Below are 12,982 nucleotides of genomic sequence, written 5' to 3' on the forward strand. Positions count from 1 at the left end.
AATAGTTTTAGAAAGTTACCAGCCATGCAGATAGCCGCACGTGTCCCTTAATGCATAAAAAAAGGAGATAATGAAAATGACGAAAATTCTCGAAGGAATCAAGGTAATTGAGGTCGCCTCTATGGCAGCAGCTCCTTCTGCAACCGTGATCCTTGCCGATCTTGGTGCGGAGGTCATCAAAATCGAGCCGCCGAGCGGGGATCTATGGCGCTATGGTAATAAGGTCCAGGGTATGCCGCCTAGTGACATCCCCTACACCACCTACATCCAGAACCGCACCAAGAAGTCCGTGGCGCTGAACCTGAAGGCGCCGGAAGCACAGGAAGCACTGCACAAGCTGGCAGCTGGCGCGGATGTCTTCCTGACGAACTCGCCGCGCAAGGTGCAGAAGGCGTGCGCGCACACCTACGACGAGATCAAGGCTATCAAATCAGATATCGTATACGCCTGGGTCAACGGCTTCGGAATGAAGGGACCGGACACCGACGCGCCGGGCTTTGACATGACTGCGTGGTACTCCCGGACCGGCATGATGGAAGAACTTCGGCCCAAGGGCGGCGATCCGGTACCACTGCCGGTGGGCGGCGGTGATCTGAATACCGCCATCGCCCTTTTCAGCGCAGTCATGACGGGCCTGTTTCACAAGCAGCGAACGGGCAAAGGCTCGTTCGTGGCGACGTCGCTGATGAACTGCGGCATCTGGGCGAATTCGAGCATGATGCAGGCGGCGCTCGTCGGTGCCCCGCCGATGCAGAAGTTCCATCGCACTGAATGGCCCAACCCGGTCAACGGGGGCGTCTACAAGACCAAAGACGATCGATATATTCAGATCGTTGAACTCAACCCCAAGAACTTCGCCAACCTGTGCGACGCCTTCGGCGCCAGCGAAGCGAAGGACGACCCCCGCTTCACGACGCCCCAGGCGCGCGACCAGAACGCCGCGGAGCTCTTTGCGGCGATGGACAAGATTATCGGAGCGCACGACCTCGCGACCGTGAAGGCCCGGCTGAAGGAGTTCGGGGTGAACTTCAGTCCCGTTCAAAGCACCACAGAGTGCACCACGGACGAGCACATGATCGCCAACGGCTGCTTCCCGGAAGTTGAAGGAACGGACGGAATCAGGACAATCGACAGCCCGATCTACGTCGAGGGTGAAGGCCTCGAAAAGGTCAAGCCGCAGAACCCACCCAAGGTCGGAGAGCACACCATGAGCGTGCTGAATGAGCTGGGCTACAGTGAAGGCGATATCAAGAAGATGGCAGAGGCTCACGCCGTAGGCTTGCCTCGGTAGGCGCCAGCGATTGAACCCGGATAAATCGGGCCCCTGAGAGACGGTGTTGCCAGTTCGCACTTTGATCTCAGCGGCCTGAAACGATAGCAGTTACACCTCAAAAGTGAGGGAATGACATGACAGAAGAATCAAAGTTTTTCGAGGACTTCGAAATTGGTGAGTCGTTCGTGACCAATGCCAGGACTATTACCGAAATGGATATAGTGACACACGCAATGCATTCCGGTGACTGGCAACCCCACCACACGAATGAGGAATTTGCCAAAACACAACCGATCAAGCACCGGATTGCACACGGTAATCTGACATTTTGCGTAAGCACGGGGTTGATCTTCCAGTCTTCATCGGAAAACCCGAACATCATGGCGTATGGCTACAATAAAATCCGCTATCCTGCCCCAGTCTATGCGGGTGATACGATCAAGGTCGAAGTCAAAATCACCGACAAACAGGATCACCCCAAGCACAAAACCCATGGTCTGTTGACACAAACAGAGACGACGACCAATCAAAGGGGCGAAACCGTTGCGTTCGTCGAGCATATTCTCTACGCAACAAAAAGGAATCCATCTGCCTAACCTGTTGATTCTTGAGGGAAGGGATGTTGGTAGCCATCAGGCTGCAGTGAAAAGCATGAACATAGGCGGCATCCTGGAAACGGGACGCATGCGAGAAAATAAAGGAGAACATAATGGCCGAAGCTACAAAATACAAAGAAGTGGCAAAATTTTTTGAGGATTTCGAAATCGGGGAAACCCGGACGACGGCTGGCAGGACAATTACCGAAGCTGATATCATCATGCATGCCATGCATTCCGGTGACTGGATGCCTCATCATACGGACGCGGAGTGGTGCAAGACCCAGCCTTTCAAAGAGCCGATCGCGCACGGCAACGCGACCTTCAGCATCAGCACCGGGCTGGCCCTTCAGGGCGAACCGCTGAACCCGCACGGCATGTCCTACGGTTACAATAAGATCCGCTACCCGAACAATGTCTTCGCAGGGGATACGATCACCGTCGAAGTAAAGGTAACACACAAAGAGGATCATCCCAAAACGCCGACCCATGGGCTCATAACGGAAGCGAAAACCACATACAATCAAAAAGGCGAAGTTGTCTGTTACGCCGAGCATGTGCTTTTTGTGGAAAAGCGCAACCCTTAACAAAAATGCACACCAGGGAAGCGAGTAGATACAAGTTTTAATGAATACTACAAATAAAGAATCCTATACCGCAAAACTACGCGCGTTTCACGGAATGGACGTAACCTGGCTGCTCGACCAGTGGGTCGAGCGCCAGCCTGACAAAACCTTCGTGGTCTGGGTGCCTTTCGAGGGCGAAGAACGCCGGTGGAGTTATGCTGAACTCGCGTCTGATGCAAAGCGTTTTGCCGCCGGTTTGCATGCACGTGGAGTTGGCCTTGGCGATTTCGTTCTCATACACCTCGACAATTCCCCGGAATTCCTGACAGCCTGGTTTGGCTGTGCCTATCTTGGCGCAGTTCCCGTGACGACCAACACCCGTTCGGTACCCGAGAATGTCAAGTATTTTGCCGAAGTGATGAAACCCCTCTGTGCCATCACGCAATCATCCTTTGCAAAGATGGTACGCGATGCCTGCGGCGAGGCAACGAATATGGTTGTCGCCGGCGATCCGACCACGGATGGCGATACTGAAGCACTCAGGGCTGAACCCTTTGCAGCGGTCTTTACCGATGCCCCTCTCCCGTCACTGCCTCGGGACCCAGAGCGGAACTTTGCGGTCCAATTTACATCCGGCACCACATCCCGCCCTAAGCCCACGGTCTGGACGAATGCCAATGCCCTGTGGGGAGGCAAAACTATGTCAATGAATTTGCGTCTGCGGCGTGAGGATGTCACTTTGATCTACATGCCGCTGTTCCATGCCAATGCACAGATCTCCCTGCTCACCGCATTGTGGTCGGGAGGAACCGTTGTCGTGCACCCGAAGTTCTCGGCGTCGCGGTTATGGGGTGCGTGTGCCGCCCACGGGGTCACTTGGGTGTCGATGATCCCCTTTGCTTTCAAGGCGTTGAAAGGGCGCCCCGTGCCGGATCATAAGGTTCGCGTGCTGATGGGACTGGAGCGTCTGCCGGATGCCGAGAAGGAGTTCGGTGTCCAGACTATGGCGCTCTGGGGGATGACAGAGACGCTGTCGTCCTGCATCGTTACAGATGCTGATAATCCCGGGCCCGCCGGCACGATGGGGCGACCGTCGCCTTTCTATGGGGTCGAGGTCCGCAAGCAGGATGGAACCCAGGCTGGACCTGGCGAGGAGGGGCTACTGTTCATCCGTGGAGAGAGAGGTATTTCGCTTTTTAAGGAATACTATCAGAACGCCGAGGCGACCGAAGGGGCATTTGATGCGAGCGGCGCACTCGATACCGGAGATGTTGTCCGTATTGATGAGGACGGCTGGATGTTTTACGTGACCCGCGACAAGGACATGCTCCGTGTCGGCGGGGAAAATGTGGCAGCCCTGGAGATTGAAACCGCAATCGGCGAAACCGGGCTGGTAATGGAATGCGCGGTGGTGGCGCAGAAACACTATATGCTGGGCGATGTACCCGCCGCGTTCGTGACCCTTAGTGACGCCGGCAGAGAGCTTACGGAAGAGGAATTGAGTAGCCGGATTATCGCGCATTGCCGTGAGCAACTTGCCGACTTCAAGGTGCCAAGATCAGTGCACATTATCGACGAATTCCCCCGTTCAACGCTTGATCGAATTGCAAAGAATCAATTGAGAGAGCGACTACCCTCGATTGAATCTGAATAGCCCAATTTGGTAATAAAAGCCGAAAACTATTCATCGTTATCATTAAGTAAGGAGTTTCTGTCATGGGTTGGCTTGAAATATTTGTTCTTCTGTTGGCGACTACAAATGGAATGAAGGCCGCGATTGTCAGTTTGGCTATGACCAAGAATGCTGATGCCGCCTTAAAACGTGCCATCGCCTTTCGGACGGTAACGATCTCGACAGTGGTTTGCCTCTTATTTGCGCTGGCCGGGGCCGCTATTCTGTCGGGTTTGAAGATCAGTGTCGAAGCCTTGTTGCTCGCCGGCGGCGCCATCTTGTTCGTGTTTGCACTCAACATGGTCATCGCAGAAGAGAAAGAGACATCCGCGGACGAACCGCCACCTGTGCCATCATTAGATATTGCTGCCTTCCCGCTGGCGGTGCCGCTGATGGCCTCGCCACAAGGCCTTGTCGCCATTGTGGCCATTGAGGCGACTCTCCATCAGGGTGTGACGATGGCTGCGATCTACGAGGTCGGGATACTCGTCGGGATCATACTGATAATCATGGCCCTTAACCTCGGAATTCTGTTGGGGGCAGAACGCATCTTTGCAAAGATTTCGCCAGCTTTTCTCAAGGTTGTAATGCGCATTGTTGGCTTGCTGCTCTGTGCACTGGCAGTGCAGTTAATGATTACGGGATTTGACGGCCTGGGGTTGATTCCGAACCCTTAGGTTGAACACTATATCTAGCTAAAATAGCTTATGAAATAATACTCTGCTCAATACAGGAGAAGTCAGAATGACCGATTACAAATTTATGAAAACCGAGCGTAAGGGAAACGTTGGAATTGTCACTTTCAATCGTCCTGAGGCAATGAATGCGCTGAACGAGCAGGTGGAAATGGAAGTCACCAATGCCTTGATGGAATTTGACGCCGACGACAGCATTGGTTGCATGATACTTGCGGGGGGCGACAAGGCTTTCTGTGCTGGCGCCGACCTCAAGTGGATTGCTTCGCAGGATTTCGAGAGTTCCTATCGCACAGACCTGGCCGCCTACATGGACAAGGTTGCTGAATTGCGCAAGCCTGTTATCGCCGCGGTGAGAGGCTATGCGTTTGGAGGCGGCACCGAAATATCGCTGATGTGCGATATCATCATTGCCGATGCAACGACGAAGTTTGGGCTGACCGAGGTGACCCTGGGGGTTATCCCCGGCGGTGGCGGCCCTGCCCGATTATCGAGCGCCGTGGGCAAGGCCAAAGCGATGTACTACGTGCTGACCGGAAAACCGTTTGGTGCTGAAGAAGCTGAGCGGATCGGTATGATCACCAAGGCCGTCGAAGACGGTAAACATCTGGATGAAGCGATGAAGATTGCAACTGTAATTGCGAACAATCCGCGACTAGCTGTGCTTGCGGGCAAGGAATCGGTGAACCAGCAGGCTGAAACACCGTTGATACCCGGATTAAAACACGCACGCCGTCTGTTTCACGGACTTTTCAGTACACCGGATCAGAAAGAAGGTATGACCGCCTTTGCTGAAAAACGTAAACCGAACTACACGAAATACTAGGTGAATGATGTCCTGATTGCCGGCAAGGGCCCGGGTTGCTGCAGTTTCTGAAACTTCACGTTGCCCTGGTGATGTACTGAAAGAAAGGTTTTAACTCAAGAGGTGGAGTCAATAATGAATATTAAATTCAACCTGATCAATAGGGCGTACAAGCCACTTTTGCTGGTCTTTATTTTGTTAACTGCCATGCCGGTTGTCGCGAAAGAACCGACGCCTTTAATTGAGTTTATAGACGGATTCCCGATGGAACTCGAAAAAGAGACGCGCAATGCAGGTTACAATGAACTGTTCAGCGGCGGCGACGTTTCCGCCTATTTTAACGTGCGCGTGTCCGAGTTCCTGCCGACAGCCATCCTCCCTTCGCACCAGCCCGTAATGCCGCTGGGAACCCGGCAGATGCCGAAAATCGGCTCGGTGAAAGCCAAGATGATGGAAGTCAGCAAGTTGGATGGGCCGTTAACCCTGGATGAGTTCCTTGAGCAAGCCGATTTTGCCCAAGCGTTTCTTGTAGTTCACAAGGGTGACATCGTCTACGAGAAGTATCCACGGTTACGCCCCGAAGATCACCATCTTTGGATGTCCTGTGCCAAACCCATGGCCAGCCTCGTTATCGATCAATTGGTCAGCGAAGGAAAGATCGACGAGAACGCGCCAATCACGAAGTATATTACCGATTTCAAGGGCACCGACTGGGACGGGGTCACAACACGTGATGTCATGGATATGGCCAGTGGCATGGATCTCGAGGACACCACCGAATCCCGCTTCGACCCCGACAACATCGCGCGTCGGGTGTATGAATCCGAATTCGGCTTCAAGAATGAAACCAGGGGTGTTGAGTTGCTGCGGGATGTGCTCAGAAGCACGCCCAAAAAGGACGAACCTGGTCTGGCATTCGAGTATGCCTCGGGGCTTACGCAGATGCTGGTGCTCCTCGCCGAGGCTGTTGAGGGCGATCGCTGGGCGCAAATCTTTGACCGCCGTGTCTGGTCGAAGGTCGGCGCGGAGGGCGTGTTGCAAATACACCTGACGCCTGATGGTATCGCGGCAGCACATGGCTTGGTTTCGAGTGACCTGAGGGACTTTGCCCGCTTTGGTATGCTGTATACACCGAGCTGGAAAGAAATCGCCGTAGAACAGGTCGTGACTGACGAGATCCTCGATCGCATTCACAAAAAGGTGCGAACTCACGAATTCATCATGGCCGGGTTTGACGGTCCTGTGTTTGCCAACCGTGTTGGCGTGGATGACTTTATCGCCAACAGCCGCCAGTGGGATCTTGTATGGCCAGATGGAGACTTGATGAAGTTTGGCCTGATGGGACAGGGCCTTTACGTGTCACCGGCGCGGGATCTTGTGATTGTTTACTTTAACGTCAACAATGAGGATCTCTCCGCTCATCGCTTCGCGCGTCCGATAGCAACCTCGGGCTTGTTCGACAAATAGATTCTTAATTCTATGAAAAGCAACCAGGAGATGAAATTATGAAAAAAGTTATCGTTGAAAAATCAGGTGGCATCGTCCACGTCAAGATCAATCGTCCGGATGTTCTGAATGCCTGTGATGGTGAGACGTATAACGCGATCGCTGATGCGTGGGAAGAGCTTGAAAATGATCCCGATCTCAGGGTGGGAATCGTCTCCGGCGAGGGTCGCGCCTTTTGTGTCGGAACAGATATCAAATGGGTCAAGTCTCCAGACGCAGACGATTTCGTTGATCGCCTTTATCCACGAATGTTGACCCTGACCAAGCCCGTCATCGCGGCTATCCATGGTCACTGCAATGGTGGCGGCTTGGAACAGGCATTGGCCTGCGATATTCGTGTTTGTACGGAAGATGCCCATTTCGGTTCCGGCGAGGTCCGGCTCGGCTGGATACCGGGCGGCTACGGAACCCAGCGGCTGCCCCGTGTGATCCCGTTGGGGACAGCGCTTGAGTTACTTTACACAGGCGGCCGTATTAACGCGCAAGACGCCTACCGTCTGGGGTTGGTCAATTATCTGGTTCCGGAGGATCAGTTGATGGACAAGTGCACTCAAATCGCCAGTGAAATCCTCAAGAGCGCGCCCCTGGCCGTGCAGAAGATGAAGATCGCGGTGATGCAGGGGCTGGATATGCCACTGCCCCAGGCCGTCAGGCTTGAAAAAGAGTGCTTTGATTTTCTCATGCGGACCGAAGATTCAAAAGAAGGTGCCCTCGCCTTTGCTGAAAAGCGGGCGCCAAACTGGAAGGCGAAATAGTCATTGGTCTTCCACTGGAAGCAACGGCACAGCAAATGGTTGACGAAGCGAAAGTTGCTGAAATAATGAGTTGCCAGGTTAGGGTGTTTCCGAACGATGCCAATCATGTCGGCAACATGTTTGGTGGTCGCATCATGGAGATCATGGACTCTTGCGCAGGCATAACGGCCGATCGCTTTGCCTCAGATGCCCACCATTGTGTGACGGCCACAGTCGAAACCGTTCAATTTCGTTTGCCCGTCCACGTTGGTGACATCCTGAAATTCGACAGCCAAGTGGTGTATGCGGGACGCACATCCATGGTCATTCGCGTGGATGCCTATCGGTATGCGCGAGGGCAGCAGGAGGAGGATCTCTGCACCAGTGCTCACCTCATCTTTGTGGCCATGGATGCAGAGAGTAAGTCGGTGCCCGTGCCCGAGTTGGCTGTGGCCTCTGGCAAGGCTCGGGACGCCTGGAAGATCGGTAAGGCAGTGCGCGGCGATCGCGCAGAAACACAAAATAATAGGTGCAATCTCCACATTGCTGGTACGCCTGCTGTTGACGACTGAAACCTCGGCTGTGGCAGGCCAAATTGATACGACCCAGTGGCAAATCGCTAAGAGGAGAGATGTCAGATGCAATCATTGATGCTTTGGAAAGAATGGAGGCTGATACAGAGTTACGTCTCGGTATCAAAAAAAGTTAATGGATCAAAAAAACAACCGATAACGTCGTTCAGTATTGCAGGAAATCAGATCATGGCAAAAAAGAATTTTTGGAGCATCTCGTTTTCAATATTGATGTTGCTCGCATTCGTTTTTGCGGCGGACGGCACTGCGGGCGCAGCGACCGTGTCCCCTTCTGTTGCTGAAACAGCCGCACTCAAAGGAAACCCACTGTCAGGCCCTGACTCCCCGAAGACACTGGAGAAGGACTTTCAAGAAGAAAAAGCGGACTTGTTTAATACGAACGTCCTTGAGAGGTGGGGGGCATGGAAGTCCGGTATCACAGAGAAAACGGGGTTTAGTTTCGGTGGTGATTACACCGCGGTCGGGTTTGCTGCCACTAGCAGTCCTGGTGACGACACGTCGGCCTCGGGGATTGCCCGAATTTATGGCGCTTGGGACTTGTTGAACCACGGCGCCAAGAACACCGGCAGCATTGTGTACAAGATCGAGCATCGGCATAAATACACAGATGTTCCGCCCCAGGCATTCGGTTTTGAGGTCGGCTATGCCGGAGCACCTGAACCGGTCTTCAATGACGATGGTTACCGAACGACCGAACTCAACTGGAAAGAGTATTTTTTTGAAGACCGAGCCGTTATCCGTCTCGGGTTCGTGGACGTCAAGACATATTTTGACGTATATGCACTGGCGAGTCCTTGGTCGGGTTTTCACAATCTTGCTTTTTCAACCGGTTCAAACACACAGGCCGTTCTTCCGGACGGTGCATTCGGTGCGATGATTGGTGGTTACTTGACAGACAATATTTATGCTGTTGCCGGTATAGCTGACGCAAGTGCGGACCCGACCAGCGTATTTGATGGATTCGATACGTTTTTTAACGATTTCGACACATTCAAGTCTTTTGATATTGGTATCACCAGCGGAGGCAAGAGTCTCTTCGTTGATAATGTCCATATTGCGTTCTGGCAGATGGATGACAGTGAAGAAACGGGTGCGCAAGGTGGATGGGGAGTGAATGCGTCCGCATCCAAGCTCATAGGCGGCAAGTGGCTACCTTTCCTGCGTGGCGGTTGGGCCCACGAAGGTGGTGGTGCATATGAAGCCTCTGTCAGCGCCGGTTTCGGCTACATGAACAAGCCAGGGGGGAATCTTCTTGGCGTAGGCCTCAACTGGGGACGACCCAACTCTGATACTTTTTCTGCAGATCTCGATGATCAATGGACAAGTGAGATTTTCTGCAGATTGCAGCTTACTGAAAATTTTCAAATAACCCCGAGTGTTCAACTTTATGCTGACCCTGCTCTCAATCAGGACGAAGACTTTATTGCCCTGTTTGGTTTGCGTGCTCGCTTTCAATTTTGAGGCAATGATCGGATATCCTGTGGCGGCACTGCATGGGTCTCTTAAAAATGGTCATACTTCATGGGTGTGAGGGAAGCAGGAGCACGAAAGTGCTTGAGTACTTCTGTGATCCTGCCCCTGTTGTTTCTTCGAAAAAAAATATTAAAAAACACCAGTTAACTGGGAAGATGGAGTTTATTATTATGAAAAAGCTGATGATCACTTTGAGTATTTTTACACTGGTATTGGGATTCTCCCTATCTGCTGCTGCAGTCGAGATCCCGTCGGAGGTGACGCTGATCAAAAATGTAAATATTTTTGACGGCAAGAACAAGAAACTTTTGATGGGTTATGATGTGCTTGTTGTCAAAAACCTGATCAAGAAGATCGATAAAGCAATCAAATTAGCAAATACTTATGAAGTTGATGTGAAAACTGGTGGGTATAAAGAAGTTTCCGGCATCCTCCCAAATGATCTTCCAGGATATGGAGATCAGGTCGTAACGGTGTACGAACCTGAAAAAATGATCAAGAAAGAAGTCAAGGTAAACGTTATTGAAGGAGAAGGCCGCACGTTGATGCCAGGCCTCATCGATGCGCACTGGCATACGACCTATGCCTCCACACCTGCTACAGTTCTCTTAATGGATAAAGGGGATATGGCCGAAGTTGCCATTCGCAGTATGACAGCGGCGAAAGAAACGCTTTTAAGGGGGTTCACCACGGTGCGGGATCCAGGAGGCAACCCCTTTTCCATCAAGAAATTAATCGATACTGGGGAATATCCCGGTCACCGGATTCTCCCCTCCGGTCCTTTTATGAGTCCAACCGCTGGGCATGCAGATCATTATGGTCTAAATGAGACTCCGAGAGATAAATCAACGACCAACTATTGGGAACGCAATATGATGTCCATGACGTCCGATGGTGTTGATGAAGTTCGACTGAGGACCAGGGACATTCTTAAATTTGGTGCGACGCAGATCAAGATCTGCACCGGCGGTGGAGTGTCTTCTCTGTATGACCCATTGGATGTGTTTGAGTATTCGATGGATGAAATCAAGGCCATTGTTGAAGAAGCCACTAACTATAACACCTATGTACATTCACACGTGATGAACGACAAAGGGGTTCGCAAGACTGTTGAAGCAGGGGTCATGTGCATTGAACATGGGTTCTTCGCTTCAAAGGAAACCCTCGAGTTGATGAAAGAAAAAGGCGTCTGGCTGAGTCCACAACCCGTCGCTTGGGAAGACATGGCATGGTCCGAGCCAGTTAGTGCAGCGAAGTTTAGAGAAGTTGTTGACGCTGTGGACAGATTGTATCCGCTGGCCAAAGAAGTAGGTGTGAATATTGCGTTTGGAACAGACCAACTCCTCGATGCATCCAAGGCTCATCAGCAAAGCGACTACCTGGTACGATTAGGGAAATGGTTTTCGCCTTACGAAGCACTGAAAATAGCTACATCAGAAAATGCCAGGTTACTGGAAATGAGTGGTCCCCGCCACCCCTACCAGGAAGGTCCGCTTGGTGTGGTAAGGGAAGGCGCCTATGCCGACTTGATCATCGTGGACGGAAACCCACTTGAGAACCTCGAACTGGTTGGAGATCCAGGTAAAAACTTTGTTCTCATTATGAAGGACGGCAGGATCTACAAAAATACCTTAGAAAAGTAATTGATTGCTAATCGGTAACTTTTAACGAGCCGTCTGCCAGCTTGGGTACCACAATCCGGTTTTTGTGTTCCAAGGGAATCTGGCAGGCGGAGGCTGCTCATTTGATAACTAGCAATTCTGAAGGTTCACATCCCTGAAGTGAGGCCAGAAGAGGTTCGCGAGTGTTCCAGATAAAGAAGACCTCAAGGAAAGGAATTATGATGAAGATATTTTTACTCCTTACTGTATTGTTGTTTGGAATTACAACACAGGGGATGGCACAGGACAATTCAGAAGGTGTTCCTGGAAAAGAAAAGAGGAATGAAGCCCTTCCTCTATCTAAAAGCAAAAACCTTCAACCAGCTCAGGAGCGGCAGCACAAATCAGCCGAAGCAGTAGCCAGAGAACTGGCAAACCCAAATAACTCTTTGGCCAGCCTGACTTTCAAAAATCAGTTTCGATGGTACACCGGGGATCTTCCTGGTGCTGACGACCAGAACAACTATACCCTTTTGTTCCAGCCTGTATTTCCCTTTTCAATGGACCCCACTGCCAGTGGTGGAAAAGCTAATCTTTTTATACGTCCAGGAATACCCTACCTTTTTGACCAGCCAATACCAGTTTTGGAGAATGGCCAACTTGGTTGGGATGATACCAGTGCTCTGGGCGATATCGGTTTTGACATTGGTTATGGGGTAACTGAAAAAAGTGGCTGGCTCTGGGCATATGGTATGGTCGGCACCTTGCCAACTGCCACCGACGATGATGTGGCAGGCAAGCAGCTGCGACTCGGTCCAGAGGGCCTGATAGCCAAATTCCATAAGTGGGGTGTATGGGGTTTATTTCCAAGCCATCAGTGGAATGTTACCGGGTGGGATGATAGCGAGTTCAATACTTCTCAGCTGCAGGCTGTTATCAAATGGATTCCCGGCGGCGGCTGGGCTGTGGGCACTTCGCCTATAATGAACTACGACTGGACCTCTGATGAGTGGACCATTCCGTTAAACCTTAATGTCAGTAAAACGATCATTTTTGGTAAACTCCCCATCAAATTCGAACTTGAAGCTGATTACTATGTTGAACAACCTGATCTTTTCGGTCCTGAGTGGATGATTGGTTTCAATATTACACCGGTTGTCCCTAACGTAATTGAAAGGTGGATCAAAGGTAACTAAAGCATAGATGTTCATGATTGGTTATATGCAATATCCAAACCGATATTACTGCACTTGCTTTCCCACAACCTAGAAGAACCTTAAGATTATCATCAAGGATGACAAGATCTATAAAAAAACTAAGTGAGTGAAGCTTGCTCCAGTGTTTTCTTCATACAACAGATGAGTATTGGAGATAAGATATCTAAACTTTATAGAATACTTCACATCGGAAGTTAATCTTCCAGGGCTACCCAAGGTTCTGGCTTTGTCTGCTGCAATCCTGCTAACTA

12 protein-coding genes are annotated in these 12,982 nt (G+C 51.3%); all 12 read left to right on the forward strand.

All coding sequences use genetic code 11. The annotated features are described in order from the left end of the window. Positions 1-76 precede the first annotated feature (76 nt). The 12 genes from GA520_RS12775 to GA520_RS12830 all read left to right on the forward strand — a co-directional run bounded on the left by GA520_RS12775 (position 77) and on the right by GA520_RS12830 (position 12,710). A complete protein-coding gene (locus tag GA520_RS12775; RefSeq protein ID WP_163340547.1) occupies positions 77-1,291 on the forward strand; it encodes a CaiB/BaiF CoA-transferase family protein in 1,215 nt (404 codons plus the stop codon). Positions 1,292-1,407: 116 nt separating this feature from the next. Continuing rightward, entirely contained in the window at positions 1,408-1,869 is a 462-nt protein-coding gene (locus GA520_RS12780) for a MaoC/PaaZ C-terminal domain-containing protein (RefSeq protein WP_163340548.1), read from the forward strand. Between the two features lie 113 nt (positions 1,870-1,982). Then, positions 1,983-2,456 carry a MaoC/PaaZ C-terminal domain-containing protein gene (locus tag GA520_RS12785; RefSeq protein ID WP_163340549.1) on the forward strand — a complete coding sequence of 158 codons (474 nt, stop codon included), beginning with the start codon at positions 1,983-1,985 and terminating at the stop codon, positions 2,454-2,456. 40 nt (positions 2,457-2,496) lie between these two features. After that, positions 2,497-4,089: an AMP-binding protein gene (locus GA520_RS12790; protein ID WP_163340550.1), complete on the forward strand. Its 1,593-nt coding sequence runs from the start codon at positions 2,497-2,499 to the stop codon at positions 4,087-4,089. A gap of 62 nt (positions 4,090-4,151) precedes the next feature. Then, the gene (locus tag GA520_RS12795; RefSeq protein ID WP_163340551.1) at positions 4,152-4,784 is read left to right on the forward strand and encodes a MarC family protein; all 633 of its coding nucleotides are present in this window, start codon (positions 4,152-4,154) and stop codon (positions 4,782-4,784) included. A gap of 67 nt (positions 4,785-4,851) precedes the next feature. Further along, positions 4,852-5,628, forward strand: coding sequence for an enoyl-CoA hydratase-related protein (locus GA520_RS12800; protein ID WP_163340553.1), 777 nt, complete (start codon positions 4,852-4,854; stop codon positions 5,626-5,628). 114 nt (positions 5,629-5,742) lie between these two features. Further along, positions 5,743-7,074 (forward strand): serine hydrolase, encoded by a 1,332-nt coding sequence (locus GA520_RS12805; RefSeq protein WP_163340555.1) that lies wholly within the window; start codon positions 5,743-5,745, stop codon positions 7,072-7,074. 38 nt (positions 7,075-7,112) lie between these two features. Beyond that, the gene (locus tag GA520_RS12810; protein ID WP_163340557.1) at positions 7,113-7,868 is read left to right on the forward strand and encodes an enoyl-CoA hydratase/isomerase family protein; all 756 of its coding nucleotides are present in this window, start codon (positions 7,113-7,115) and stop codon (positions 7,866-7,868) included. 35 nt (positions 7,869-7,903) lie between these two features. After that, complete coding sequence (locus GA520_RS12815) at positions 7,904-8,419, forward strand: acyl-CoA thioesterase (RefSeq protein WP_163340559.1); 516 nt, start codon at positions 7,904-7,906, stop codon at positions 8,417-8,419. 189 nt (positions 8,420-8,608) lie between these two features. After that, positions 8,609-9,901 (forward strand): carbohydrate porin, encoded by a 1,293-nt coding sequence (locus GA520_RS12820; RefSeq protein ID WP_304511332.1) that lies wholly within the window; start codon positions 8,609-8,611, stop codon positions 9,899-9,901. Positions 9,902-10,083: 182 nt separating this feature from the next. Beyond that, on the forward strand, positions 10,084-11,556 hold the full coding sequence (locus GA520_RS12825; protein ID WP_163340563.1) for an amidohydrolase family protein: 1,473 nt from the start codon (positions 10,084-10,086) through the stop codon (positions 11,554-11,556). A 197-nt stretch (positions 11,557-11,753) separates the two neighbouring features. Beyond that, the gene (locus GA520_RS12830; RefSeq protein WP_163340564.1) at positions 11,754-12,710 is read left to right on the forward strand and encodes a hypothetical protein; all 957 of its coding nucleotides are present in this window, start codon (positions 11,754-11,756) and stop codon (positions 12,708-12,710) included. The last annotated feature ends 272 nt before the right edge of the window (positions 12,711-12,982 follow it).

Origin of the sequence: Desulfopila sp. IMCC35008, assembly GCF_010646885.2 — a bacterium.
Classification (GTDB): domain Bacteria; phylum Desulfobacterota; class Desulfobulbia; order Desulfobulbales; family Desulfocapsaceae; genus Desulfopila.